25 protein-coding genes are annotated in these 25,753 nt (G+C 33.8%); 4 read left to right on the top strand and 21 right to left on the bottom strand.

What is annotated here, in order from left to right; genetic code table 11:
* Nucleotides 1-184: 184 nt before the first annotated feature.
* On the top strand, nucleotides 185-2,692 hold the full coding sequence (locus B0A65_RS07270) for a M14 family zinc carboxypeptidase (protein WP_074658655.1): 2,508 nt from the start codon (nucleotides 185-187) through the stop codon (nucleotides 2,690-2,692).
* Between the two features lie 208 nt (nucleotides 2,693-2,900).
* Here B0A65_RS07270 and B0A65_RS07265 read toward each other — a convergent pair whose 3' ends face one another.
* The 15 genes from B0A65_RS07265 to truA form a co-directional block, all read right to left on the bottom strand.
* Nucleotides 2,901-3,323, bottom strand: a complete 423-nt coding sequence (locus B0A65_RS07265; protein ID WP_074658653.1) for a hypothetical protein — start codon at nucleotides 3,321-3,323, stop codon at nucleotides 2,901-2,903.
* 28 nt (nucleotides 3,324-3,351) lie between these two features.
* Entirely contained in the window at nucleotides 3,352-3,756 is a 405-nt protein-coding gene (locus B0A65_RS07260) for a hypothetical protein (protein WP_074658651.1), read from the bottom strand.
* A gap of 87 nt (nucleotides 3,757-3,843) precedes the next feature.
* Nucleotides 3,844-4,134, bottom strand: coding sequence for a hypothetical protein (locus B0A65_RS07255; RefSeq protein ID WP_123890293.1), 291 nt, complete (start codon nucleotides 4,132-4,134; stop codon nucleotides 3,844-3,846).
* A 50-nt stretch (nucleotides 4,135-4,184) separates the two neighbouring features.
* Nucleotides 4,185-4,442, bottom strand: a complete 258-nt coding sequence (locus B0A65_RS07250) for a hypothetical protein (RefSeq protein WP_074658648.1) — start codon at nucleotides 4,440-4,442, stop codon at nucleotides 4,185-4,187.
* Nucleotides 4,443-4,464: 22 nt separating this feature from the next.
* A complete protein-coding gene (locus tag B0A65_RS07245; protein ID WP_074658647.1) occupies nucleotides 4,465-5,136 on the bottom strand; it encodes a hypothetical protein in 672 nt (223 codons plus the stop codon).
* Between the two features lie 142 nt (nucleotides 5,137-5,278).
* Nucleotides 5,279-6,250 carry a tetratricopeptide repeat protein gene (locus B0A65_RS07240; protein ID WP_074658645.1) on the bottom strand — a complete coding sequence of 324 codons (972 nt, stop codon included), beginning with the start codon at nucleotides 6,248-6,250 and terminating at the stop codon, nucleotides 5,279-5,281.
* Nucleotides 6,251-6,260: 10 nt separating this feature from the next.
* A complete protein-coding gene (locus B0A65_RS07235; RefSeq protein ID WP_074658643.1) occupies nucleotides 6,261-6,941 on the bottom strand; it encodes a DUF4919 domain-containing protein in 681 nt (226 codons plus the stop codon).
* A gap of 75 nt (nucleotides 6,942-7,016) precedes the next feature.
* Nucleotides 7,017-7,406, bottom strand: coding sequence for a DUF1801 domain-containing protein (locus tag B0A65_RS07230; protein ID WP_074658641.1), 390 nt, complete (start codon nucleotides 7,404-7,406; stop codon nucleotides 7,017-7,019).
* Nucleotides 7,407-7,701: 295 nt separating this feature from the next.
* Nucleotides 7,702-8,364: a carbonic anhydrase gene (locus tag B0A65_RS07225; RefSeq protein ID WP_074658639.1), complete on the bottom strand. Its 663-nt coding sequence runs from the start codon at nucleotides 8,362-8,364 to the stop codon at nucleotides 7,702-7,704.
* Between the two features lie 107 nt (nucleotides 8,365-8,471).
* Nucleotides 8,472-9,377: an arginase family protein gene (locus B0A65_RS07220; protein WP_074658638.1), complete on the bottom strand. Its 906-nt coding sequence runs from the start codon at nucleotides 9,375-9,377 to the stop codon at nucleotides 8,472-8,474.
* 87 nt (nucleotides 9,378-9,464) lie between these two features.
* Complete coding sequence (locus B0A65_RS07215) at nucleotides 9,465-9,956, bottom strand: TPM domain-containing protein (protein ID WP_074658636.1); 492 nt, start codon at nucleotides 9,954-9,956, stop codon at nucleotides 9,465-9,467.
* Between the two features lie 177 nt (nucleotides 9,957-10,133).
* Complete coding sequence (gene lpdA, locus B0A65_RS07210; RefSeq protein ID WP_074658634.1) at nucleotides 10,134-11,522, bottom strand: dihydrolipoyl dehydrogenase; 1,389 nt, start codon at nucleotides 11,520-11,522, stop codon at nucleotides 10,134-10,136.
* Nucleotides 11,523-11,759: 237 nt separating this feature from the next.
* The gene (locus tag B0A65_RS07205) at nucleotides 11,760-12,344 is read right to left on the bottom strand and encodes an NUMOD4 domain-containing protein (protein WP_074658632.1); all 585 of its coding nucleotides are present in this window, start codon (nucleotides 12,342-12,344) and stop codon (nucleotides 11,760-11,762) included.
* A gap of 143 nt (nucleotides 12,345-12,487) precedes the next feature.
* Complete coding sequence (locus B0A65_RS07200) at nucleotides 12,488-14,242, bottom strand: ABC transporter ATP-binding protein (protein ID WP_074658630.1); 1,755 nt, start codon at nucleotides 14,240-14,242, stop codon at nucleotides 12,488-12,490.
* 150 nt (nucleotides 14,243-14,392) lie between these two features.
* Nucleotides 14,393-15,133: a tRNA pseudouridine(38-40) synthase TruA gene (gene truA / locus B0A65_RS07195; protein ID WP_074658628.1), complete on the bottom strand. Its 741-nt coding sequence runs from the start codon at nucleotides 15,131-15,133 to the stop codon at nucleotides 14,393-14,395.
* Nucleotides 15,134-15,592: 459 nt separating this feature from the next.
* Between truA and B0A65_RS07190 the strand changes: the two genes are divergently transcribed.
* Nucleotides 15,593-17,506: an SPFH domain-containing protein gene (locus B0A65_RS07190; RefSeq protein WP_074658626.1), complete on the top strand. Its 1,914-nt coding sequence runs from the start codon at nucleotides 15,593-15,595 to the stop codon at nucleotides 17,504-17,506.
* Between the two features lie 211 nt (nucleotides 17,507-17,717).
* Complete coding sequence (locus B0A65_RS07185; RefSeq protein ID WP_074658624.1) at nucleotides 17,718-18,212, top strand: metallophosphoesterase family protein; 495 nt, start codon at nucleotides 17,718-17,720, stop codon at nucleotides 18,210-18,212.
* A 9-nt stretch (nucleotides 18,213-18,221) separates the two neighbouring features.
* Here the strand turns inward: B0A65_RS07185 and B0A65_RS07180 are convergent, their stop codons facing one another.
* The 3 genes from B0A65_RS07180 to B0A65_RS07170 all read right to left on the bottom strand — a co-directional run bounded on the left by B0A65_RS07180 (nucleotide 18,222) and on the right by B0A65_RS07170 (nucleotide 20,365).
* Complete coding sequence (locus tag B0A65_RS07180) at nucleotides 18,222-19,139, bottom strand: sensor histidine kinase (protein WP_074658622.1); 918 nt, start codon at nucleotides 19,137-19,139, stop codon at nucleotides 18,222-18,224.
* Complete coding sequence (locus B0A65_RS07175; protein WP_074658620.1) at nucleotides 19,140-19,805, bottom strand: response regulator; 666 nt, start codon at nucleotides 19,803-19,805, stop codon at nucleotides 19,140-19,142. It abuts the gene before it with no gap.
* A gap of 143 nt (nucleotides 19,806-19,948) precedes the next feature.
* Complete coding sequence (locus B0A65_RS07170; RefSeq protein WP_074658619.1) at nucleotides 19,949-20,365, bottom strand: DUF4293 domain-containing protein; 417 nt, start codon at nucleotides 20,363-20,365, stop codon at nucleotides 19,949-19,951.
* A 183-nt stretch (nucleotides 20,366-20,548) separates the two neighbouring features.
* Between B0A65_RS07170 and rho the strand changes: the two genes are divergently transcribed.
* Complete coding sequence (gene rho / locus B0A65_RS07165; RefSeq protein ID WP_074658617.1) at nucleotides 20,549-22,396, top strand: transcription termination factor Rho; 1,848 nt, start codon at nucleotides 20,549-20,551, stop codon at nucleotides 22,394-22,396.
* Nucleotides 22,397-22,707: 311 nt separating this feature from the next.
* On the opposite strand, the gene B0A65_RS07160 is transcribed toward rho, so the two are convergent.
* The 3 genes from B0A65_RS07160 to B0A65_RS07150 form a co-directional block, all read right to left on the bottom strand.
* Nucleotides 22,708-23,724, bottom strand: coding sequence for a M28 family peptidase (locus B0A65_RS07160; protein ID WP_074658615.1), 1,017 nt, complete (start codon nucleotides 23,722-23,724; stop codon nucleotides 22,708-22,710).
* A 7-nt stretch (nucleotides 23,725-23,731) separates the two neighbouring features.
* Entirely contained in the window at nucleotides 23,732-24,742 is a 1,011-nt protein-coding gene (locus tag B0A65_RS07155) for a DUF3667 domain-containing protein (protein WP_074659225.1), read from the bottom strand.
* Between the two features lie 173 nt (nucleotides 24,743-24,915).
* On the bottom strand, nucleotides 24,916-25,689 hold the full coding sequence (locus B0A65_RS07150; RefSeq protein ID WP_074658613.1) for a dienelactone hydrolase family protein: 774 nt from the start codon (nucleotides 25,687-25,689) through the stop codon (nucleotides 24,916-24,918).
* Nucleotides 25,690-25,753: the final 64 nt, after the last annotated feature.

Below are 25,753 nucleotides of genomic sequence, written 5' to 3'. Positions count from 1 at the left end.
CTTATGAAATTGTCTTTTATAAAACGAAAATACAAATTAAAACAAGATTAAAGATAACTATGCTAAAAATCAAATTCTGAATAAATAATGCAATGTTTTACTTAAAAGAGTATTATTTATTTCGATTTGTAGGTCGTTGTAAAGTTAATTCTTATTTTTAACCATCTACAAATTCAATTCACTTATGAAGAAAACATTTTGCGCCGCAGTATTGCTGTTTATTACTTCTTTTTCTGTTTTTGCACAATTAAAAACACCATCAGAATTTATCCCGAATTACGGAAAACAAATCAGTTACTATCATCAGGTAGAAGATTATTTTACCTATCTGACTGAACAATCTCAGTTTATTAAAAAACAGAAATACGGTGCAACAAACGAACAGCGCGACCTGAATGTCTATTATATTTCGACTCCGGAAAACCTCGCGAATCTGGAGCAAATCAGAAATAATAATTTAGCTGCAATTGGTTTGTCCGGAAATAAAAGCGCCACAGTCGATGATAAAATCATTGTCTGGTTGAGTTTCAATGTTCACGGAAATGAATTTGCCGGAACCGAAAGCGCTTTAACAGTGGCCTACGAACTTTTGAATCCGTCAAACGAAGCCACTAAACAATGGCTAAAAAATACTATTGTAATTTTAGATCCCTGCATCAATCCTGATGGCTATTCGAGATACGGAAACTGGCTTAGAGAAGTCACAGGCAAGAAAAACCACCCCGGTTTATACGACAGAGAACATATGGAAGTCTGGCCAGGCGGACGCTACAATCATTATCTTTTCGATTTAAACAGAGATTGGGCATGGCAAACACAAGTCGAATCACAGCAGCGCATTAAATTATACAATCAATGGATGCCGCAAGTACATACAGATGTGCACGAAATGAGTTATAATTCACCTTACTTTTTCCCTCCGGCAGCAGAACCTTTGCATGAATTTATAGAACAATACCAAAAAGATTTTTATAATGTTTTAGGGAAAAATATTTCGCAAAAATTCGACAAGCAAAACTGGATGTACAATACCAGAGAACGTTTCGATTTGTTTTATCCAAGTTATGGTGACACGTATCCAACGTATAATGGATCAGTCGGACTAACATTGGAACAGGGCGGAATAGGAGCAGGCCGTGAAATAACAATGGAAAACGGAGCGAATGTAACAATTAAAGATCGTTTAACACATCATGCAACGGCGGTGTTGACAGTGGTAGAAAGTGCCGCTTCACAAAAAGATGTACTCTTAAAAGGTTTTAGGGATTTTCATAGCAATGCACGTATAAAGGCAAAAGGCGTTTACAATACTTATGTTTTAAAAGCAAATCCAAAACTGGATCAATTAGCAGAAATGCTAAAGAAGAATGATATTGAATTCAGCTATGCAGACGGTTCAGGAAATGCATCCGGGTTTCATTATCAAAATAAGAAAAACGAAAGTTTTAAAATTGAACCAAACGATTTAATCATTAAAGCCGATCAGCCAAGATCAGTTCTGACACAGGTTTTATTTGAACCCAATCAAAAATTAAACGATAGTTTATCCTACGATATTACTGCTTGGGATTTACCCTTGGCATACGGAGTTGAAGCTTATGCTGTCAAAAACAATCTTTCGGTAAAAACAAAAGCTAAAATAGAAACAGCAGCAAAGACAGTCCCGGCCAGTGTGTATGCATTTTATGTGCCTTGGAATAACAGAAGTTCAGCACAGGTAATTTCACTATTACACCAAGGCGGAATTAAAGTACGTTCTGCTATGAAAAAAGCGGTTTTCGGAAGCATTACTGTCGAACCGGGCGGACTAATTATCAGCCGCGCCGACAATCCTAAAATAGCCGATTTCGAGAAAACAGTTTCTGATATTATTAAAATCAAAAGCGATTATAGTTTTATCACAACCGGATTTTCTACCAATTCTAAAGACATAGGCGGAGAGAATTTTGTGCTGCTAAAAGCGCCTAAAATCCTGATGTTATCAGGCAAAGGAATTGTTTCAACCGAATTTGGTGCCACCTGGTATTATCTCGACGAAACAATAAGTTATCCGGTTAGTATTGTCGAAACCAGTAATTTTAATAGAGTAAAATTATACAATTACAATACTTTAATTCTATGCGACGGTTCTTATGATTTCTCAGACGATCAGAAAAAACAAATAGACGAATGGATTAAAAATGGCGGAAAAGTAATTGCCATGAGCAGTGCGATTTCGTTATTTCAGGATCGTGAAGGTTATGCCTTGAGTTTGTTTGCGAGTAAAGAAGACAAAGAAAAATCAGAGAAAGAAGAGAAAGAAATCGAACTTAAAAAACGCTTTTTAGATTTCGAAGGATCGGAGCGAAGAGAGATCTCAGGTTCGATTCCGGGCGCCATCATCGAGAATAAACTGGATAAAACGTACCCAATGGCTTTCGGTTTAGGAAACACCTACTTTAGTCTTAAAACCAACGAAAGGTCGTATTCGCTTTTAAAAAGCGCCATCAATGTGGCGTATGTTCCAAAAGGCTATATCAGTTATGGTTTTGTTGGCAACAATATCAAGAAGAAACTCAACGAAACCGTAAGTTTTGCCGTAGATAAAAGAGGCGATGGTTCCGTAATTTATATGATGGATAATCCGCTTTTCAGAGGTTTCTGGGAAAACGGAATCCTCTTATTCAGTAATGCACTGTTTTTAGTCAATTAATAAAAATGCTCTTCTAGAATTATTCAGAAGAGCATTTTTTTATTTTGAAGCAGACTTGTTCGTTTTCATAAGAACCTTCAGTCCCGCTGTCCGCTGTATCTTTTATGGCCTCGTTAAAAAGACGAGGCCATAAAAGGATGCCGCTCCCATCGGGGCTAAGCCAGAACTTTTAGTTTTCATAAGAAACCAAAAAAAGAAATGTAGTAATTTATTGTCGCACAAAATACAAATTAGCACCATCAACGTAAGATAGCCCCAAAATCATTTCTCCTTTATCAGAAATTTCATAAGTCATTTTTGAGCCACCATCTATAATAACTAATGGGCCTTTTTCTTCTGCAGCCGAAGGAGCTCCAGATAGATAGTCAACTTTATATTCGTATTTGAGTGTTTCTTTTTCTCCATTTTCGCTGATGGTCAAAGTATTCCTTGCATCAAAGGTGTAAATAATGTTTTTATCTGAATAATCAGTGATGGATGCCCAAGGAAGTGGATGTTCAGCATTCGGAAATTGTAAACTCGTAGCTTTTACTAATTTCCAGGTTCCAACAACGGGGTTTGCTTTGTCATCATCATCAGTACAGTTTGTAAAAACAAGAAGAATTAAAAGAATCGGAATTATTCTTTTCATGATACTGTTTTGATTTAGTTTTGAAAACTTATTTTGCACGAACATAGACAGACCCAAAACAGTCATTACATTCCTCATTTAGATGTAGTTTATCGCCTATAATTTCAAAAGATATTGCTCCAAAATCTTTAATAGGATTATCACTTACAAGCATTGGTTTTTCACCGCCAAAAATAGATTTTTGAGTTTTGATGATAAACGTAAGATCCGCAGACAATGTTCCATTACTATATTTCTTAAAAGAATTACCTGAAAATTCAATATAAACCACCTGATTGGAAGATTCGGGCGTGCTGGTTGTTCCGGCAAATCCGCCAGTAGATTGAACCCAATTCCACTTGCCATCTAATGATTTGTTTTTAGAAACGCTGGAATTTTTGCTACTGCAGGAGGTTAGGATTATAAAAACAAAAAATAGTAAAGCGTTTTTCATTGGTCATTAATTATATATCTATTTAATAGATGTAAATTTTGTTAAATGGTTGCGTTACTTGTTTTTGTTTTATTAAATAATTACTTTTTAGTGGTATTGTTTCACTTCAGGTAAAAGCATTTTTCTACCTTCCAAAATCATTCTGATACCATAAGAAATGGTTGCAAGAGCGCATCCCAAACTTACAATCACATTTGCAAAGCTCGGAGCTGTGATTTTTTGTGTTATTAAATAAACGCCGATAATGGCAAACAAACAGGTCCATGTTCCCATATAAAGATCAAAAGTGCGTTTGAATATTTTTCCGAGTGGAAAAAAATGTAACCCAACAATCAAAACAAAAAAAGAAATAAACAATTCGTCGTGATTGATATTCATCAAAATATTTTTGGCAATCAAAATTCCAAGCCCTTCCAGACCGAAAACGATTAAAAACCATTTTTCATTCTTTTTTCTTCATCAGTTTTTTCAACGTTACTTTCTGGTAGATTTTTTTGAGCTTTTGTAAATTTCAAATAAAAGTATAAAAAGCTCGAAATGACTAATCCTAAAAGGATACCTACAAGACGTTGGTCTTTATTTTCAAGATAATATTCGGTAATAAAAGCCCAAATAGAGGTGTTTATAATCATAAAAAATAAACCTCCAATTGGTTTATCGATGTCTTGTTTTGTTGGGATATTCATTTGAAGAAAAGTTATATTTATTTTAAAAGATATTTTTGAAAAACGCTGGTTCTGATTTTATTTCCTCAATGGATAAAGTCGCCGGAGTCGGGTCGTTTTCCTTGATTCTCATCTTGCATATTTTTTCAATTTCATATACATTTTCAATTGCTGCAATGTAAATAACATCCGGAATAAATTTATCCGATTCGTTTTTTCTGCTTTGCAGTTTTCCTGTTCTTAATTCATATTCTAAATCGCCAAAATTGTTTTTAGCATTTATTTTTACATTCCCGGAAAACTGTTCCCAATCTGTAATGGTAGATTTTCCATTTCGATACTGAATCATTCGGGTTTGCGTTCCAACAAAATAACCTCCTTTTTGAAAGAACATATAAAAGGCAGAAATCATAAGTCCTATTCCAACAATTACAAATAGGCCTATAATCATGCCCGGTACTACCAACTCGCTTAAATCATCCCAACTTGCCGTTACCGGAACATCGTTGGATGTAAAATGAACTTCTTCATTTTTTAATAAGGGACCAAAGAAAGCGACAACAAAAATACTGACAAATGCACAATAAGCTATGCCGAAAATTAGACGGCCAAATGCTTTACTAAGAGGGTAATTTCGTTTTGCTTTTACAGAAAAATCGATTCTTTCATTTTCAATTAGTTTTTTTAGGTCGATTGGTAATTCGGTTACATTCATTTTTTTTGATTGGGTTATTGATTAGTTTTTTCAAGCTATAAAAGCCAAAATAAATGTATTTTTAATAATAAAAAAATACCTTAATTGGTTGTTGATATATGTTTTGATTAAGTTTATTTTTACTTTTATTTTAGATCAAGTTTTATTTGCAAAAATTATTTATATAATTTCTTACTTCAAATTTTGTATTATTTCCAACAAGATGAAAAATTTCACAAGCTTCCACTTGATTTCCACTTGCTAGGTATGAAATTCCTAATTTCACATAAGCGTTTTCAATTGTTGTTTTGAATCTATTGTTTTTAATTTCAAGTTTCCTTATTTTATTGTAAGTAGTTATGGCATTTTCAAAATTATTATTGCTGTAATATTTGTTACCAAGATCTATGAGCTCCAATAATTCTTTTTCTTTTGGATCAGTTAAGTCTTCAAAGAATTTCAAATTGTTAACTTCTTTTGTAATTAATAGGTCGTATTTAGTATTATTTCTCAGAAATTTTTCTGCTTTTTTAAGTGCATTAATGTAGTCATTATCATATCCTTTTGAAATTGAGTGCAAAACCTTTATATCCCTTAATGTATTATTTTTTGATAAAATAAATTCAACTTGAAAATATAAATTAGGTAAACTTTTTGCTTGTCTATCCGGCTTATTTGAACTTATAAAATCATCAAGTCTTTCTTCCTTTTGAAAATCATAATCGGCAAGTTCATTTGCGACAAGAATGGTATCGTTATCCCTTACATTTTTTTGTAATGTAAATTCAGGGTACTTAGCAATAAAATCATCAGTTTTTAAAAAGTAACTTATTTTATTATCATTTGGTTCTTGAATTTTTAAGTAATTATTTTCTAAAGTATAATTTATAATTCTATAATCATTTTTTATTTGCTTTGTGCTGTAGTTAGCTTTAAAGTATTGATCATTAATTTTTAAAGAATTTGGTGATATAAAATATTTTAATTCAATTGAATATTGACCATTATTTATTTCTAAATCAGTTCCATCCTGGTACACTATTTTATCTAATATCCATTTTCCTTTTAACTCTTGACTTTGAGAATATATTGAATTGATTGAGAGTATAGTAAGTAGTAAATATAAAATCTTCATTTATTGTTTTCTATTTTAAAGCCTTAGATTCATTCTCCAGCATTTTTTCAATATTAAAGTAAATACCGTCTACTTTATATTTTCCTTTTTCAAAGCTTAGATAATCACAATTACCAACTAAGGCTTGAGATTTACTTTCGATTTCAAAAACATTTAGCATTAAATATTCATGCTCAACAAGTATAACATGAAAACCGGTTTCACAAACTTTTCCGTCTCCTGTTGACAAGATTGCGTTTAGAATGCTGTGGAATTTTAAAGAAGCCATTTTAGCCGCTTCTTCGTCTCCTTTTAAGTGATAGATATAACTCAGGAAATTAAGTTGTTTTAAATCAAAAGGAAAATCACTTAGAGAATGATTGGCTAATTTGATGATTTCATCATAATCTGTGCTGCCAAGCTGTTCTTTACCATAAAATTCGCGAAGCTTTTTTTCGTCAGGAGATCTCCAGAATGCATTGTATTTTGGCTGAAAAACATAACCAAGATACAAATGTTGGTACTCTTCATTAGTTAAAAGGGTATCATTTTTCACTAATCTTTCCATTAATTTGGGATAATAGTAAGAGGAATTTTTATCTTTAATTTCTTTTTCGATCGCTTTATAATCCGGAGTTTTAAAATCTGGCCCTTGGGCAAAAGCATTTATTCCGATTAAAAATAATAGTGATAGCAGAATTTTTTTGATCATAATTTGCTGTTTAGTTGGTTGTTTTTGGTTGAGTTAAAATCTTTGTTATTATCATTCTTTAATAAAAATGTTGCATTATTTCAATCGCTCTAAAAGACCTTTGCGTTTGACAATGTTTTTATAATCCCACTGTATATCTATTGCTTTTTTGAGCCAGCGTTCTAAATCTTCTTTGTTGATTTGTTCTGCTGAAGTATAGCGAAATTCCGCTGCTTTAAAAGAACCTTCGTTTAAAAGTTTTTCTTCGTCAAAAGATTGACCACTCCAAAAGAGCAAACGAACATTATTTTTGAGTTTACTATATCCAACGATTGGATTTCCTTCTAAAAACCAAACCGGATGCGCGTGCCAGATTTTGTTTTCAGCATCAGAAAGATTTTTATTTATTATAGTAGCAATCTGATCACAGATTTCTTTATCTGAATCATTTTGTAAATTGTTATAGTCTTGTACGGCTGAATTCATAGTAATATATTTTTTAAAAAATAGCCTGTAAAATTTTTTAATGGTTTAATTCTGAAACTAAAATAGTCTTTTTTTTATTACAAAAAATTAAGAAAAAACACGTTCTTATGAAAACAGGACTGCGTGAGGGATAGGAGTAAGCTACCGAAGTAGCACGGATAGCCCGACAGCATCCCGATAAGACGGCTTATACGCGCAAAGATAATTTGCCCTCTTATCGGGATGGTGGCCCGCCCAAATAAAAAATCCGACTTGCTTTCACAAATCGGATTTTAATATTTTCTTTGAATTAAAATTACAACTGAATTACTTTTCCAGTATGAACATCATAACGCATGGAAACGATTTTTACCTGATGTTCTTTTACAATCGGATTGTCCTGAATTAATTTCACAGAATGCTGAATGTTAGCATTAATTGCACCCAAGTAGTTTGTCGCTTTTGGAGTAGTTTTATCAGCTTCAATTTCTTCATTTTCCTGCGAAATGGTTTCGACAATATTATCGATATGATTAAAATGCTTTTTGTAAGCACCATCTTTATCATTGATATACGCTTTTATAGCACCACATTCGGTATGACCTAAAACAACAATTAATTTGGTATCTAAATGTTCTACAGCATATTCGATACTTCCCATATCGATATCTGAAATTAGATTTCCTGCGTTTCTAATTACAAATAAATCGCCAATTCCCTGATCAAATACGATTTCGGGAGAAACTCTGCTGTCTGAACATGTTATTACAACAGCAAAAGGTTTTTGTCCATCCTGGTTTTCTAAAACTGTTTTCTTGTTTTGACGCGGATGAATTGATTTTCCATTTAAAAATCTTTCATTCCCACTGGTTAATTGTTCTAAGGAATTTAAGGTTTTAACTTCTTGTGGAACACGATGTTTTTTACAACTAATGGCAAAAAAAGAGATTAATGCTACGATTGCGATTCTTGTTTTCATTTTGTGATTTTTTAAAATAAGTGTTATTCGCTGTTCTATGATAGAACTGCGCAAAATTATTTTCCTTTTATACACAAATTAGCCACAAGAAGGTTTTATAATATCAATTAAATCTGTTTTTTGAATGTGTTGAAAGTGGCTGAAATATTGGCTACAAATTCTTTTGTGTATTGTCCGGTCGGATCTAAATCAGGATCTAAAATGGTAATTTCAAGTCCCGATAATTTTTCGCTTTGAAATAAATAAGAGGTAAGTTCATTAAATTCATCATAAGTAAGACCATCAGGTGTACGGCTGTCTACGCATGGCATTATAGCATCGTTTAAAACATCGACATCAATATGAAGCCAAAAACCATCCAGATTTTTTGTTTCAATTTCTGAAAGAAAAGAATTGATGCAGTTTTTAATGCCTTGTTTTCGCAACATTTCAAGACTTAAATAGGTGGCCGCTGAATTCCGAATCTCATTTTCGTATGCTTCATCATATTCGCGATTACCCACACACCAAAGGTTGTCTTCTTTTATGTAAGGTGATAAATTGAGAATATTAGTTAGTTTTTGGTGCCCGTTTCCGGTTACGATTGATGCTGCCATGCCGCCAACGCCTCCAGTTTCAGACAAGGAAACATTCATGAAATCAGTATGGCCATCGAGATAAAATAATCCGTAAGTACCTTTTTGTTTTAATGCCATTGCCGATCCTAAAAGTATGCTGCAATCGCCTCCCAATATAAAAGGAAATTTATTTTGAGTCAGTAAATTATTGATTAAATAAGCTTGTTCTCTAGCGTATTCAACAAGTGAATTTACATTGAGAATTTTTGTTTCGAGGTCCTTACTGTTAGAATATTTTGGAGGATCAAGTCGTATAACATCTTTATGCGGAATGAATTTATGCAAATTGTTTTTCCATAACCAGTCAGGTAATTTTTTTACGCCGGGTTCTTTTCCGGGTTGAGGTTCCTTTAAACCCAAATTTGATGGAAATTCAACAATGTATACTTCTTTCATGACATCTTAATTTAGTTATAAAGTTATTAAAATACTTAGATCCCGGTAAAAAAATAACTTTGTCGAATGAAATGCTGGGTGATATTTTTACTCCAGTTTTTTTGCGAGTTGACTTGTACCTTCTTGTAAACCTTTGTAATAATCGCCTTTTTTTAGTTCTGGAATAATATAAGTAGAAACTATATCTTTTATTTCCTGATCACTCATTTTAGAACGCAATTTATTAACTCCCTGAACTTTAATTTGCCTTAATTGCTTGCTAACTACAATTAAAACAGAGGTGTCTACATTTAATTTAGAAATTAGATATTTATCTAAATCTAATGCATAATCGTTTAGATCGGTGTACGGAGTTATGGAAGCTGTTGTTACAATCATGATTTTATTTTTGCTTTTGGCTTCATTTGATTTTAAAAAATCGGCTAGTGACTTAATTTGATTTGGAGTAAGAATTTTTTCGAAATCATTTACATAACCGTATGACTTTGCAAAAACATTTTGTGAGGTAACTTTTGTTTGTGCAAATAAGTGATGCGTTAAAAAAAGAAAAATGGCTAAAAAGAACGCTATTTTTTTCATGGTAGATTTGTTTTGAGTACTGCAAAATTAGGGCTTTATTATTAAAATGTACTTTTCTCTTTGGTACTATAAATTAATATTTATTGCTATAGAATTGTGCAAACAAAAAATCCGACTTGCTTTCACAAATCGGATTTTTAAATTGAAAATTTTATGTAACCTTAAAATGGTTTTGTATTACAAGTGAATTACTTCGCCATAAGCATCTGCAACAGCTTCCATAACAGCCTCGCTCATTGTTGGGTGAGGGTGAATAGATTTTAAGATTTCATGACCTGTAGTTTCTAGTTTACGAGCTACAACTGCCTCAGCAATCATATCAGTAACACCAGCACCAATCATGTGGCATCCTAACCATTCTCCGTATTTAGCATCGAAGATTACTTTTACGAATCCGTCCGGAGTTCCGGCAGCTTTTGCTTTTCCTGAAGCTGAGAATGGGAATTTACCAATTTTTAATTCGTATCCTTTTTCTTTAGCTTGTTTCTCTGTTAAACCAACAGAAGCGATTTCAGGAGTTGCGTAAGTACAACCAGGAACGTTTCCGTAGTCAATTGGGTCTACGTGTAAACCAGCAATTTTCTCTACACAGTTAATTCCTTCAGCAGAAGCTACGTGAGCTAAAGCTTGTCCAGGAGTCACGTCTCCAATAGCATAATATCCAGGAATATTTGTAGCATTGTAAGCGTTTACTAAGATTTTATCTCTGTCAACAGCGATTCCAACTTCTTCCAAGCCAATGTTTTCAATGTTTGTTTTGATACCAACAGCAGAAAGTAAAATATCAGCTTCAAGAACTTCTTCTCCTTTTGCAGTTTTAACAAATGCTTTTACTCCTGCACCTGTTGTATCAATACGCTCAACAGAAGAGTTGGTCATAATTTTAATTCCGGCTTTTTTCAAAGAACGCTCAAATTGTTTTGAGATATCTTCATCTTCTACAGGAACTACGTTTGGCATAAATTCTACAATAGTAACCTCAGTTCCCATTGAGTTGTAAAAGTGTGCAAATTCAACTCCAATTGCTCCAGAACCTACAATGATCATAGATTTTGGTTGTGTTGGTAAAGTCATTGCCTGACGGTAACCAATTACTTTAACTCCATCCTGAGGTAAGTTTGGCAACTCACGAGAACGAGCTCCCGTAGCAATAATAATATGGTCAGCACTGTATTCAGTAACTTTATTATCTTTATCTGTAACGTCAAGTTTTTTACCTGGTTTTAGTTTTCCAAAACCTTCAATAACGTCAATTTTGTTTTTTTTCATTAAGAACTGAACTCCTTTGCTCATTCCTTCAGCAACACCACGACTACGTTGTACAACTGCAGGGAAATCTTTATCGAATTCAGAAACTTTCAATCCGTAGTCAGAAGCGTGTTTTAAGTAATCAAAAACCTGAGCTGATTTTAATAATGCTTTCGTTGGGATACATCCCCAGTTTAAACATACACCACCAAGGTTTTCTTTTTCAACTACAGCTACTTTAAAGCCTAATTGTGAAGCTCTAATCGCTGTTACATATCCGCCAGGACCACTTCCTAAAACAATAACGTCGTATTTCATTTTTTTGGTTTTTAGTATTTATAACCGAAAATGAGGTTTATAATTCCGAAACTCACTCTTCGATTTTTCTTTTGTTATTTGTGATTGCGAATTTAAGGATTTATTTTAAAAAAATAGTAAGATGTAAAAAAGTAAAAAGTAAAATGTAAAATGTGAAAAGTAAAAAAGGTAAAATGTGAAATGCAGATTAAATAATCCTACATTTCACATTTTACCTTTAACATTTTACTAAAATAATTATACTTTAACGTGTCCCCAGTTTTCTCCACTGGCGATGCGTCTTATTTGCATTTCGCTTACGCCAAATTGTTTGGCGATCATTTTCAAGCGTGTTTTTTGTTCAGGTCTGGATAGGATTTTCTTGATCAACATTACTTTTGTTGTCGTTAATTTTCTTCCGTCCGCTTTTAAGTTGTGTTCGATTAGATTTTTCTTTGCCTGAATTACACGTGGACTTTTGCGGCTGTGTGCCATCATTTCCGCTTTTGTTGCCCAGCGTAAATTACTAACATCGTCATTACTTCTGTTGTAATCTAAATGCAGAACATAAGTTTGCTCTTCAGAATCTTTAGGAAGGAAATATTGGGCTACTAATTTGTATAAAAACAAGTATTTGTTGGCAATTGTATCTTCTTTTTTAACTTTAAATCTGAAGGTAGGATAACCATCGCTTAAACCGCCTTTAAGGAGACGGCCATTTTCAATTTCGTCAGTAAAACTTATTAAACGACCTCTGTTTGAGATGGCGTAACGTAATTGTAATGAAGCGTTTATTTCTATTTCTTTGAATTGTTCGTTTGGGTAAAATCTGTTTTGTGGCATTTTCTTTTACATTTGATTTCTATTATCTCAAAGATAAAAAAATCAAAAGTTAAAGATGTTATATAATTTCGTGTCAACATTACATTTATGATTCCTATAACGCTAATTTAACTTTTTTAAGAACTTTTTTAGCATTTCGCCATCTAGTTTGCTACTGAAAATTGCGAGTCGTATAAATTTTTGTAATAACCTTCTGCCTTATTCAATAATTCCTGATGTGTACCTTGTTCTACAATTAATCCTTTGTCCATTACAACAATTTTATCTGCATTTACAATCGTTGCCAATCGATGCGCTATAATAATCGAAGTTCTTCCTTTTGTGATCGTTTCGGTAGCGCGCTGAATCAATTCTTCTGAATAAGTATCAATAGAGGAAGTGGCTTCATCCAAAATTAAAATACTAGGATTACTCACATACGAACGTAAAAAAGCAATTAATTGGCGTTGTCCGGACGATAACATTACACCACGTTCTTTAACATCAAAATCATAATTATCAGGCAAGCTCATAATGAAATCGTGTACACCAATTTTTTTGGCAGCATTTAAAACCTGCTCACGTGTAATCTCAGGATTGTGTAAAGTGATATTATTATAGATAGTATCAGCAAACAAAAATACGTCTTGCAAAACCACGGCAATTTGCTTTCGTAAGGAGGCTAAAGTATAATTCTCAATATTATGTCCATCAATAAATATAGTTCCGCTGTTAATCTCGTAAAAACGATTCAGCAAATTAATAATCGTCGATTTTCCAGCTCCTGTTGAACCAACAATGGCAATGGTCTGACCAGCGGCGACCGATAAATCAATTCCTTTAATAACTTCTTCTTCCGGAATGTAACTAAAACGTACGGCCGCAAACTCTATACTTCCGTTAAAAATTGGAGCTTCAAGTGTTCCGGTATCCTGAATATGATCTTGTGTATCGATGATATCAAAAACACGATTGGCCGCAATCATTCCTAATTGCATCTCATTGAATTTATCTGCAATCTGACGCAAGGGGTTAAACAACATCCCAATGAACATCGTATACGAGAATAAATCCCCAAACGTCGTAAAATGATCGCCGTTCAGGATTTTAAATCCGCCATAAACCACTACTAATCCTAAAGTGATAGAGGAAATAATATCAGCAATGGGAAAAAATATCGAGTTATATAAAATCGTTTTGATCCATGCAACGCGATGTTTGTTGTTGATTTCTTTAAAGTTTTCGGCCTCAATTTTTTCGCGGTTAAAAAGTTGTACAATTTTCATTCCCGTAACACGTTCCTGTACAAAAGAGTTCATATTGGCAATTTGCGTACGAACTTCTTCAAAAGCAACCTGCATTTTGCGCTGGAAAATTCGGGTAATATAAACCAGAATTGGCATGGCAACAATTACAATCCAGGTCAGTTTCCAGTTCATATAAAACATGAAAATCAGTACCACCAGCATTTTCATCATATCACTGATAATCATGAATAATCCCTGACTGAAAATACGGGCAATCGATTCAATATCTGATACTGACCGGGTCACCAGTTGTCCAACCGGAACCAAATCAAAATATTTCATTCTAAAGCTCAATATGTGCTTGAAAAGTTTGGTACGAATATCTTTTACAATATCCTGCCCTAGCCAGTTAGCCCAATAGACAAAATAGAATTGGGAGAAAACTTCACATAAAAGTACGACTCCCATCAAAATAATATACATCAACAAACCATGTTTGTCGTGTGTCTTAATATAGCCGTCGACCGTTTCTTTTAACAGGTAAGGTCTAAGCGCTGCAAAAACAGAAAGAGAAACCGCAAAAATAATAACGCCATAGTAGCGCCATTTATAAGGCTTTGTATAGGTTAAAATTCGTTTGAATAATCCGGTATCGAATGCTTTTGCTTTCATTTGTTTTTTTAGGAGCTATTTCCTGCTTTCCTTTTCAAGTTTTTCTCAAAAATATGTTTTTGTATAATTTTTATAAAGCTTCCGTTGGTCGCTCCATAAAAATTACAAAAACAATATTTTTTTCAAAAAAGCTTTCCACTGCAATCAGGGCTATTTTATGATGTAATCGTATTTAATTTCGGTTAAATATAATCCGTGTGCAGGAACCGAAAAACCTGCTTTTTCTCTGCTTTTACTGGCAATGATATTTTCAAAATCATCCAGAGCAATTTTATGTAAGCCAATATTAACCAAAGTTCCCACAATACTGCGTACCATATTTCGTAGAAAACGATTCGCCGAAATGGTAAAAATTAATTTACTATTTTCTTGTTTCCAGTACGCTTCAAAAATCGTGCAATCAAATGTGTTGACATCTGTATTTACTTTTGAAAAACACTGAAAATCGGTATGACTCAACAAAATTTTTGCCGCTTCATTCATCAAAGCTACATCTAATTTTTGATTAAAATACCAACTCAATTCCTGCAAAAACGGATTTTTAACAGTGTTGATATGGTATTCATACGTTCTTTTGGTTGCGTCAAATCGGCAATGTGCATCGTCCTGAACCAATATAATGTCAAAAATGGCAATGTCCTTTGGCAGATAGGAATTTAGTTTATGTATCAAGTTCGCAACATCCAATGAAGTTTCAAAATCAAAATGACCATACATTTCCTGGGCATGAACTCCCGTATCGGTTCGTCCGGCACCCATAACATTTATAGGAGCATTCAATAAAACCGAAAGTGCTTTGTTTAAAGTTTCCTGAACAGAAGCCGCATTCGGCTGAAATTGCCAGCCATGGTAATGTGTTCCGTTATAAGCAAATTGAATAAAATATCTCATTTTAAGGTGCAGAGGTTCTGAGGTGCAAAGGTACAAAGGTTTTTTTTAAAAGTTGCTAAGGTTCTGAGATGCTAAGGTTCTGAGGTTTTTTTGAAGATGCTAAGATTCTAAGGTTCTGAGATTCTAAGGTTTTTTTTATTTTTATTGTAGAGGAGCACAGCAGTAGTTCTAACATTAGAAGAGAAAATGTTATAATAATTGTTTTGCAAATTTCTAAAAAGAAAACTTAGTTCCTTAGCATCTCAGAACCTTAGAACCTCCATAATAAACTGTTAAAACCCAAAATACCAATCATAGTTTATCCGGCAAAAAATCGTGTCAGAAATTGACAATTCCAACGATATAAAATCAGTTAAATTTTAACATTTTTTGCTAAAAATCGTCAAACGTTAATTTTGAAAATATTTCATTTTAACAGGAAGTATTTCTCCTATGTTTGTAATCTAAATATCAAAAACTATGAATGAAATTACTTCTTATTGGTGGATAATTTTAATCTTATTCTCCATTATTTTTTACAAATTTATTTTACGCGTTTTCTTTGGGATGGTAATAGTTCCTGAGGATAAAATTGGTCTGGTGACCAAAAAATTCGTTTTATTTGGAACGGATAGATCGCTTCCTGATGGTCGTATTATTGCAACAAAAGGAGAGGCTGGTTATCAGGCTAAAACGCTTGCCCCGGGTTTGTACTGGGGAATGTGGATCTGGCAGTATTCAATCGATATGAGCGGATTTACAGTTATTCCGGAAGGAAAAATTGGATTGGTTTTAAGTAAAGACGGACAGGAAATCCCAACCGGACGAATCTTAGCCCGAAAAGTAGATAGTGATAACTTTCAGGACGCTACTTTTTTCTTAAACAATGGCGGACAAAAAGGACGCCAAACCGCTTTTATCACAACAGGTTCGTATCGTATTAACACCTTTCTTTTTGAAATTGTTATTGCAGACCAAATCAAAATTTATGAGAACATGATTGGTATTGTAACGGCTTTGGATGGAGAACCAATTCCGCAGGGACAAATTGCCGGTAAGTTTGTTGAAGGTCATAATAACTTTCAGGATTTTGATAAATTTTTAGATACTGGCGGAAATCGTGGTTTGCAGCCTCAGGTAATGTTAGCAGGTTCTTATTATATTAATACATGGGGAATTCTGATCGAGCAAAACCCAATGACCGATGTGCCAATTGGATATGTAGGTGTTGTGATTTCTTATATTGGAGAAGACGGACAAGATGTTACCGGAGATACTTTTAAACACGGAAATATTGTTTCAAAAGGACAACGTGGTGTTTGGATGGAGCCTCTTGGTCCTGGAAAATATGCGTTGAACAAATACACAACAAAGTTAGAAGCTGTTCCTACGACCAACTTGGTTTTGAACTGGGCAAATGCCAGAAGCGAATCACATGATTTAGATAAAAATCTTTCTACTATTACCGTTCGTTCAAAAGATGGTTTTCCATTCAATTTAGATGTTGCTCAGATCATTCACGTTCCAGCAGCTGAAGCGCCAAAAGTAATTGCCCGTTTTGGAAGTATGAATAACTTGGTTTCTCAGGTTTTAGAACCTACAATTGGTAACTACTTCAGAAACTCAGCTCAGGACAGCGATGTGATTTCTTTCTTAAGTACCAGAAAAGAACGTCAGGAATCGGCTAAGAATCATATTAAATTGGTTCTTGACGAATACAACGTAAATGCAGTTGACACTTTAATTGGAGATATCGTTCCGCCAGATTCATTGATGAAAACATTAACGGACAGAAAATTGGCAGAAGAGGAGCAGAAGACTTATCAAACCCAAAGAATGGCGCAGGAACAACGTCAGGGAATGGAGAAAGAAACTGCGATTGCGGATATGCAGAAAGAAATCGTTCGTGCCTCACAAAGTGTTGAAATCGCACAAAGAACGGCAGATGCAACGGTTAAAAAAGCAGAAGGAGATGCCACCAGTTTAAAACTGAATGTAAATGCTGAAGCAGAGGCAACAAAAATGCGTGCGAATGCAGAAGCCGAAGCAACAAAAGCAAGAGCAGGAGCGCAGGCAGAAGCTACGAAGTTGAATGCTAGCGCTGAAGCAGAGAGAATCTCGAAAACAGGTTTAGCTGAAGCAGAGAAAATCATGGCAATTGGTAAATCGACTGCAGAATCATACCAATTGCAGGTTAGCGCAATGGGTGGAGATAACTTTACAAGATATAAAGTTACCGAGGAAATTGGTAAAGGAAATATTAAAGTAATTCCGGATGTGTTAATTTCAGGAAATGGTGGTTCTGATGGTTCTATAAGTGGTCTGTTAGGATTAAAACTAATGGAAATGATGGATACAAAAGATTTAAAGGATGGTAAAAATTCTAAGAATTAAGTAAATCTGGATGTTATCTAATAATACCTAACAGGTTTCGAAAACCTGTTAGGATACAAATCCGGTTTGCGAAAGCAAACCGGATTTTTTATATAAAAAACTTAGAACCTTAGCAACTCAGAACCTTAGCAACTCAGAACCTTAGCACCTTAGCACCTTTTAAAAAAACCTTTGTACCTTTGCACCTAAGAACCTCTGTACCTCAAAAAAAATGACCAAAATCCTTCTCCTTTCCGATACTCACAGTCATATTGACGATACTATTTTAAAATATGTGGCGCAGGCCGATGAAGTTTGGCATGCGGGAGATATTGGAGATTTGCATGTTACGGATACGATAAAAAAGCTGAAACCTTTACGTTGTGTTTATGGTAATATCGATGGGGCAGAAGCACGAATGGAATTTCCGTTGCACAATCGTTTTTTATGTGAAAATGTTTCCGTGTGGATTACACACATTGGCGGTTATCCGGGGAAATACAATCCGGCAATTAGGGAAGAAATGACTTTAAATCCTCCAAAGCTATTTATCTGTGGCCATTCACATATTTTAAAAGTAATGTTTGATAAAAAGAATAATTTACTACACATGAACCCTGGTGCGTGTGGGAAAAGTGGTTTTCATCAAATGCGTACAATGTTGCGGTTTGTTATTGACGATGATAAAATTAAAGATCTTGAAATTGTTGAAATAGGAAAGAAATAACGCTCTTAGTTAGTGAGGAAGCGGAATCTTAATTTTAACCATTGTTCCTTCATTGGGTTTCGAATCTACAGTAAAACTTCCTTTGAATTTTTTAATTCTCGCTCTAATTCGGTTAAGACCAAATCCTTCTGCATCTTTTGTTTTTTTAGTGCTAAAACCTTTTCCGTTATCATGAATTGCAATAACGAATTGATTGTTTTTTTCGACTAGTGAAAGTGTAGTTTTTTTTGCTTCACTGTGTTTTATAATATTATTGAAAAGCTCAGAAACAATGAAGTAAAGCTTCATTTCAAATTTTTCGATATATCTTTTTTCTATCGGGATTGTGCTTGAAAATTCAAAAGCAATATTCGAATTCGAATTTCTTTCGCATAAATCTTCCAAAGCATAAATTAACCCAAAACGAACTAAAAGCGCAGGAACAAGATCATGTGACATGTCACGTAAAAGATCATGAGCTTCTGCAAGAATCGCTTTTGTTTTTTTTATTTCTTCTGAGTTAATATTATTTTGGGTAGTGAAAACATTCAAATGTAATCCTGCTGATGATAACAGAGCGTTGACATTATCATGTAAAAAAGCAGCTATTTTTTTTTGTTCCATTTCCTGATTGTCAATTCCGGCATTGATAACATTGATTAGTATTTTTTGCTTGATGTCTTTACGTTTAATTTTCTGCTTCAGTTTATTATTTTGATAAAAGAAATAAAACAGAAAAAACAAGATGATGATTAAAATAACAGACAGGCTAACAACTTTTTTATTTCTTAATTGTTCGTAAGTACGGAGTTCTGCAACAGGATTTTTTTTTGATCTGCAAAATGTTTGAATGGCTTCTTTAGCGTTTTCTTTTTGTTGACTAAAAATTGGATTTCCATTAGAGGAAAGGAAAAAGAGAAGTAAAGTGAAAAATCTGGTAAAAAACATTTAAGGATTAATTAAATTGTTCTTTAAAGCGTATTTAACCAGACCAATAGTATTTTTAGTCTGTAATTTTCTCATAATATTTTTTCGATGGGTTTCGACTGTATTGGTACTAATGAAAAGGCGTTCGCTTATTTCTTTTCCGCTGTATTCCAATGAGATTAAGGTAATAATCTCAACTTCACGTGGACTTAGAATCGGATTTTCAATGTAAATATTTTTATTTAATTTAGGATTGGAGTGTGCAAAAGTATTGAAGATTTTTTCTCTTACAGCATCTGAAAAATATTCCTGATCCTGATAAACAGCTTCTATAGCTTCGATGATATTTTCGCCAGCACATTTTTTGGTCAAATAACCTTTTGCGCCTAATTTCATTACTTCTTTAATGATTTTTAGTTCCTCATAGCTGGATAAAATAATGACTTTACATAAACTGTTATTTCTATGAAATTCCTGCAATACTTTGATGCCGTCTTTTTCAGGCATACTTATATCGAGAACTAAAATATCAGCATCGTTTTGTAGAACATCATCATAAACAGTTGTACCGTTCAATGAATTTCCAACGACTTCAAAATTAGGAACCGTTTGTAATAAATTGGTAAGACCATCGATCAGTACCTGATGGTCATCGGCAAGATGTATTCTTATTTTATTCGTTGTCATTGTTTTGGAAATGAAAATGCAAAATTAAAAAGAAGTTAGGCATCCAATTTACCTCGATAAAGCTACTTTGTGTCATTTTAAGCCACAAAAAAACCCGAATGTAATTCGGGTTCTCTTCGCACAAAAAAATTAAGTTTATAGGTTTATCTCAAACGATCTACAGATTTTACGAGATCTTCATCCTTCTTGATGGCCTTATTAGCTAAAACTAATAACACGATAGCAACAATCGGTAGAAACATCCCAATACCTTTCTCTGAAACAGCGTTAACTGTCTCTCCAGATACATTTAGAGAGCGATATACAAATAATCCTAATAAAATTAAATTTAATATTATGTTCAGTCTGTTCATCACAAACTGATTTTGTCTTTTTTTGAATGAAATAATACTAACAATTGTAAGCATTGTACTCAGACCTAATAAAATGGTATAAAACTGGTCTTGCATAAAATAGAATGCTTTCCCGGTGTTTAATGTCCAAAGCGGAATAAAAAACATTAAAACCCCTGTTACAACAAAGGTAAGAAGTAAATAAACGGTTTGAATTCTTTGTATCATGGTCTAAAATTGTTTTACAAAAATATATTTTCTTTTTTATAAATACTATTGTATGATTAAATTTTATTCGTATTATTGCATCATAATACCGTAAGCACTTCATACTGCGGTCAATTGAAAACAATTATCTACCTATTCTTTTTACAGTATTTCCTTTAAAATAATTAAATTCATAGAATATTCATGTTTGATATTTCTGCATTAAAAGAAATGAAGCTTTCTGAGCTTCAAGAAATAGCTAAGTTAGCTAAAACTATAAAGTTTAATGGCGTTAAAAAAGAGACTTTAATCAGTCAGATTTTAGCACATCAGGAAACGACTGAAAAGCCGCCTGTCAATGTTGCGCCTCAGGCAGAAATAGAAGATGATAAGCCTAAGAGAGCAAGAATTGTTCCGACTAAAAAAATAGCACCTAATAAAAATGCTCCTGTTTTAGAATTTGATAAGGTAGAGGAAACAGCTGAAAAGACAGAGGAGACACCTGAAAAAGTGGTAACACCTAAAATTTCTAAACCAAATGCAAAAATTCAGCCGGCTCCACAAGTTCATGAAGCGGCAGATTCAGCATCAGTAGAGAAAAAAGGACCAAAAATCGTAAAATTTAATAAATCAGCTTACGAGAAAAAGGTTGCTTTACAAAAGGAAAAAGAAGTTGCTTCCGAACAAACAACTGAAGGAGAGATTGAGACAGAAGTTGTAGCTTCTGTATCTGCTGCCGAAAAAGTGGAAGGAGCTGCTCCGGTAAAAAAGATCAATCCAAATCAGAATAAAAATCAAAATCCGAATCAAAACCCAAACCAGAATCCAAACCAAAATGGAAATGGTAACGGTAATGTAAATGGAAACAGCAATAACGGAAATCAAAATCCGAATCATAAAAATAAAAAGAATAATTTCAGGGATTCAGACTTTGAGTTTGACGGAATTATCGAAAGTGAAGGTGTTCTTGAAATGATGCCTGACGGATATGGTTTCTTACGTTCATCAGATTATAATTATTTAGCCTCTCCGGATGATATTTATTTATCAACTTCGCAAATCAGATTATTCGGTCTTAAAACCGGAGATACTGTAAAAGGAGTGGTTCGTCCTCCAAAAGAAGGCGAGAAGTTTTTCCCTTTAGTTCGTGTACTAAAAATTAATGGGCACGATCCGCAGGTTGTTCGCGACAGAGTTTCTTTCGAACACCTGACTCCGGTTTTTCCTTCTGAAAAATTCAAATTAGCTGAAAAAGGCAGTTCAGTTTCAACTCGTATTATCGATTTATTTTCTCCGATAGGAAAAGGACAACGTGGTATGATAGTCGCACAACCGAAAACCGGTAAAACAATGTTACTAAAAGACATTGCAAACGCGATTGCAGCCAATCATCCTGAAGTTTATTTGATCGTTCTTTTGATTGATGAGCGTCCTGAAGAGGTTACAGATATGCAAAGAAGTGTTCGTGGAGAAGTTATCGCTTCGACTTTTGACAGAGAACCACAAGAACACGTAAAAATTGCCAATATTGTTTTGGAAAAAGCAAAACGTTTAGTAGAATGTGGACATGATGTTGTAATCTTATTAGATTCAATTACGCGTTTGGCAAGAGCTTATAATACAGTTCAGCCAGCTTCTGGAAAAGTATTAAGTGGAGGTGTTGATGCTAACGCATTGCAAAAACCAAAACGTTTCTTTGGGGCAGCAAGAAATGTTGAAAACGGTGGATCATTAAGTATCATCGCAACAGCATTGACTGAAACAGGTTCTAAAATGGATGAGGTTATCTTTGAAGAATTTAAAGGAACCGGTAACATGGAACTTCAATTGGATCGTAAAATCGCCAACAAACGTATTTTCCCTGCGATTGATCTTACATCTTCAAGTACACGTCGTGACGATTTGTTATTAGACGAAAAAACATTACAAAGAATGTGGATTATGCGTAAATATCTGTCTGATATGAACCCTGTAGAATCTATGGATTTTGTTAATGAACGTTTCAAGAAAACCAGAAATAATGAGGAGTTTTTGATTTCTATGAATGACTAAGAGGAAGGTGCTAAGTTGCTGAGGGACTAAGGTTCTGAGGGTTTTAACTTACTATATATAAAAAAGGGATGAGTTTTAAAACTCATCCCTTTTTTGTTTTTATCTTAGAAATGTAAGTAATTTTAATTAAAATATCTACGATTTCACATTTCAAATATAGCCCACGGTTTCAACCGTGGGAGAGGTATTATGATAACGCATTTTGACAATATTATGTCCCCACGGTTGACACCGTGGGCTATGTCTGTAAATGATAAATATTTTATTATTCAGTCTTAAAAAAAATCTCAGTACCTCAGTACCTCAGAACCTTATTTCTTATCCACTACCGGTCGATTCTCTCTATTCGCTAAATCCCAGGCTACAACAAATGCTAATTGTGCTCTTTTTGTTAAAGCGTCGTATTCTATTTTTTGAGGTTCGTCACCTTTTTGGTGATAATCTTCGTGAACACCGTTGAAGAAGAAAACAGCAGGAATACCAAATTTCGCAAAGTTATAATGATCAGAACGCTCGTAGAAATGATTCGGGTCTTTAGGATCGTTAAATTTAAAATCTAAATCTAATTTAGTGTATTTGTTATTTTGAGCCACAACAGCATTGTGCAAATCTGATGAAAGTCTGTCGGCACCAATTACATACACATAATTGTTTGTTTTAGCATGTTCTACGTCACGACGTCCAATCATATCGATATTGATGTCACTAATAGTGTTTGCAATTGGAAATAATGGATTTTCGGAATAATAACGAGAACCGTGTAAACCATGTTCTTCACCAGTTACATGCAGGAATAAGATAGAGCGTTTTGGTCCGTGTCCGTCTTTTTTTGCTTTTGCGAATGCTTTTGCGATTTCGATAACCGCTACAGTTCCGGAACCATCATCATCAGCTCCGTTATAGATTTCTCCATTTTTGATTCCAACGTGATCGTAATGCGCTGAAATTACCAGAACTTCATCTGGTTTTTCAGAACCTTCAATGTAGGCCCAGATATTTTCAGAGTCAGGCAGATTTTCGTTGCGTTTTGCATTCAAAAATGCTGCAGGAATGTGTTGGTAATAATCAGTTGCTCCTTTAGGAAATGATACACCATTTTTTTTGTATTGGTCAATCATATACAGACCTGCTTTTTTCTGACCTTTTGACCCGGTTTCGCGACCTTCCATTTCATCAGAAGCTACGACATAAAGCATTTTTTTTAGATCTTTCTCCTTAATAACATTTAAGTATTTAGTGGGGTCTGAGTTATCTTTAGAAGCAACCGCCTGTGTGTTTTTACAAGAAAACGCCGATGCAACTAATAATAGAACTACAATTTTTTTCATTGATTAGTTAGTGTAAGTTGATAAATATATATAGCATATAAAATACAAGTAAAAATAGGATAAAAAAGAAGTTTATAAAAAATAAGATAAAACTTTTAACAAATGAAACAATTCTGCTTTCTCCATAAAAACGGTGATGTGCCGGATAAAAATAGTAAGACATCCAGACAATACCTGCGAAAGTAATAATATTACCTACGACCGTAAGAGGAGTGTCGTCTCCAAATAAGCCAATTACTTTGTTGATAATAAATAAAATGAGAAATATTAAAAGTAAAAAGGAGAAATAATGTAAAGTAAAAATACCGTGATCAAAATAGTACCATTTCTTTTTATTATGAAAAAGCCATAGGAAGAAAGCAAAGAAAGGCATTATAATGAAAAGAATTTTGGGAATATTATGGAGAAAAGACTCTATGAATTTTTCGATAATTTCCTTTTTGGTATTGTGTTCAGTAACATGAACGGCCTTTTCGTAAATCCAATATTGAAATTCTGTAAGTTTTTCACTTTCCTTACCATACTTTTGAACAGAATCGATCTCTTTCATTGACTTTAATTGAAAGTATTTTTTATCGAGTTGTTTCATCGTTTTTTCCTGCAGGTAGTTTTTATCACTGTGATCTTTAGTTTTGTCTTTGCTTGGTCTTTCAAAATTTGAACTAATTTCTTCCTGACTTTTGTTTAGGTTCTCACTTACTTTATTTGGGAATAAAGCAATCAGAAGAAAAGTAATAAAACTGATAAAAATATAAAGACGAACCGGAGCCAGATAAGACAAACGTTTCCCTGACAGATATTCTTTGGTTAAAGTAGAAGGTTTAAAAAGTAAGTTTTTAATGGTTTTCCAGAATGCATTTTCATAATGCGTTAAATCTTCAAAGAAATGGATAAACAAATGGTGAAATGTTTTTCGGCTATCTGTATTTTCCTGCCCACAGTTTGGACAAAAATTTTGTTCGACAACATGCCTGCAATTTAAGCACGTTTTGTCTTTTCTAATCGGACTATGTGACATTGGTTGATTTATTGAATGATTTGGTTTATGGTTTAGTTTTATGTTTTTGCCCACGGATTTAATGGATAAAAACGGGTTTACGATGGTTTCTTTTTAGTGGGTAATAAGAGTAAAAGAATTATCAGCGTAAATCCGTTTAACCTGCGTTATCCGCGTGACATTAAAGCAAATTATTATTTTTTCAATACTTCATTCAGAAAAAGCTGTAAATGTTCGAATGCTCTTTTGGCTGCAACAGGATTGTACGCTGCTCCTTTAGAATTATCATTTCCAGCTTCCGGATTAGTAAAAGAGTGTACCGCATTTGCATAATAGATCATTTGCCAGTCTGCTTTTGAATCGCGCATTTCTTGTTGAAAAGCAGTAATTTCTTCTTTAGATTCGTAAGGATCGTCGGCTCCATGGCAAATTAAAACTTTCGCAGTAATGGGTTCTACTGGTCGTTTTGCATCTTTTCCTAAACCTCCATGAAATGAAGCTACGCCTTTTACATTCAAATGACCGCGTGCAGCTTCAAGAACGCCTGTTCCTCCAAAACAATAACCTATTGCTACAATATTATCTGCATTTGCCCCAGATTTGATTAGTTCCTGCAATGCGGCATTAATTCTTTTCTGATACGCTTCATAATTCGTTTTATAGAAACCAGCTTGTTTTCCTGCTTCGGCAGTATTTTTCGGGTAATTTCCTTCGCCATAAATATCAGCGATAAAAACGGTATAGCCTAATTTTGACAGGTCTTCTGCAATTCCTTTTGAAGCATTGTCTATTCCAAGCCAGGCTGGTAAAAGTAAAATTCCTGGATTATTACTGCTTTTTTTAGCAGATTTTATAGATAAACCATTTAATTTCTGATCGCCATCAGCATATTTTACAGGTTTTAGTTGTGCATTTATAGTGTTTGAAAACAATATAGTAGCAAAAATAATTAGGGCCGAATTTTTCATTTCTTACAATTTTTAACAAATATCAGAAATATTATGTTACAAAAAAACCTCAAAAGCTATTTCT

The organism is Flavobacterium frigidimaris, from assembly GCF_002217275.1.
GTDB classification, from domain to species: Bacteria; Bacteroidota; Bacteroidia; order Flavobacteriales; family Flavobacteriaceae; genus Flavobacterium; species Flavobacterium aquidurense.
Note: the sequence above shows the minus strand (reverse complement) of the source record. Positions and strands in the feature narration are given on the sequence as shown.

Coding starts and splice junctions, on each gene's coding strand:
- B0A65_RS07240 (WP_074658645.1), bottom strand. CDS start 6,250: ATGAAGATTTTATATTTACTACTTACTATACTCTCAATCAATTCAATA.
- B0A65_RS07245 (WP_074658647.1), bottom strand. CDS start 5,136: ATGAATGTAACCGAATTACCAATCGACCTAAAAAAACTAATTGAAAAT.
- B0A65_RS07180 (WP_074658622.1), bottom strand. CDS start 19,139: ATGTTTTTTACCAGATTTTTCACTTTACTTCTCTTTTTCCTTTCCTCT.
- B0A65_RS07190 (WP_074658626.1), top strand. CDS start 15,593: ATGAATGAAATTACTTCTTATTGGTGGATAATTTTAATCTTATTCTCC.
- B0A65_RS07265 (WP_074658653.1), bottom strand. CDS start 3,323: ATGAAAAGAATAATTCCGATTCTTTTAATTCTTCTTGTTTTTACAAAC.
- B0A65_RS07200 (WP_074658630.1), bottom strand. CDS start 14,242: ATGAAAGCAAAAGCATTCGATACCGGATTATTCAAACGAATTTTAACC.
- B0A65_RS07255 (WP_123890293.1), bottom strand. CDS start 4,134: ATGAATATCAATCACGACGAATTGTTTATTTCTTTTTTTGTTTTGATT.
- B0A65_RS07220 (WP_074658638.1), bottom strand. CDS start 9,377: ATGAAAGAAGTATACATTGTTGAATTTCCATCAAATTTGGGTTTAAAG.
- B0A65_RS07185 (WP_074658624.1), top strand. CDS start 17,718: ATGACCAAAATCCTTCTCCTTTCCGATACTCACAGTCATATTGACGAT.
- B0A65_RS07150 (WP_074658613.1), bottom strand. CDS start 25,689: ATGAAAAATTCGGCCCTAATTATTTTTGCTACTATATTGTTTTCAAAC.
- B0A65_RS07215 (WP_074658636.1), bottom strand. CDS start 9,956: ATGAAAAAAATAGCGTTCTTTTTAGCCATTTTTCTTTTTTTAACGCAT.
- B0A65_RS07205 (WP_074658632.1), bottom strand. CDS start 12,344: ATGCCACAAAACAGATTTTACCCAAACGAACAATTCAAAGAAATAGAA.
- lpdA (WP_074658634.1), bottom strand. CDS start 11,522: ATGAAATACGACGTTATTGTTTTAGGAAGTGGTCCTGGCGGATATGTA.
- B0A65_RS07170 (WP_074658619.1), bottom strand. CDS start 20,365: ATGATACAAAGAATTCAAACCGTTTATTTACTTCTTACCTTTGTTGTA.
- B0A65_RS07250 (WP_074658648.1), bottom strand. CDS start 4,442: ATGAATATCCCAACAAAACAAGACATCGATAAACCAATTGGAGGTTTA.
- B0A65_RS07235 (WP_074658643.1), bottom strand. CDS start 6,941: ATGATCAAAAAAATTCTGCTATCACTATTATTTTTAATCGGAATAAAT.
- B0A65_RS07175 (WP_074658620.1), bottom strand. CDS start 19,805: ATGACAACGAATAAAATAAGAATACATCTTGCCGATGACCATCAGGTA.
- B0A65_RS07155 (WP_074659225.1), bottom strand. CDS start 24,742: ATGTCACATAGTCCGATTAGAAAAGACAAAACGTGCTTAAATTGCAGG.
- truA (WP_074658628.1), bottom strand. CDS start 15,133: ATGAGATATTTTATTCAATTTGCTTATAACGGAACACATTACCATGGC.
- rho (WP_074658617.1), top strand. CDS start 20,549: ATGTTTGATATTTCTGCATTAAAAGAAATGAAGCTTTCTGAGCTTCAA.
- B0A65_RS07260 (WP_074658651.1), bottom strand. CDS start 3,756: ATGAAAAACGCTTTACTATTTTTTGTTTTTATAATCCTAACCTCCTGC.
- B0A65_RS07160 (WP_074658615.1), bottom strand. CDS start 23,724: ATGAAAAAAATTGTAGTTCTATTATTAGTTGCATCGGCGTTTTCTTGT.
- B0A65_RS07230 (WP_074658641.1), bottom strand. CDS start 7,406: ATGAATTCAGCCGTACAAGACTATAACAATTTACAAAATGATTCAGAT.
- B0A65_RS07225 (WP_074658639.1), bottom strand. CDS start 8,364: ATGAAAACAAGAATCGCAATCGTAGCATTAATCTCTTTTTTTGCCATT.
- B0A65_RS07270 (WP_074658655.1), top strand. CDS start 185: ATGAAGAAAACATTTTGCGCCGCAGTATTGCTGTTTATTACTTCTTTT.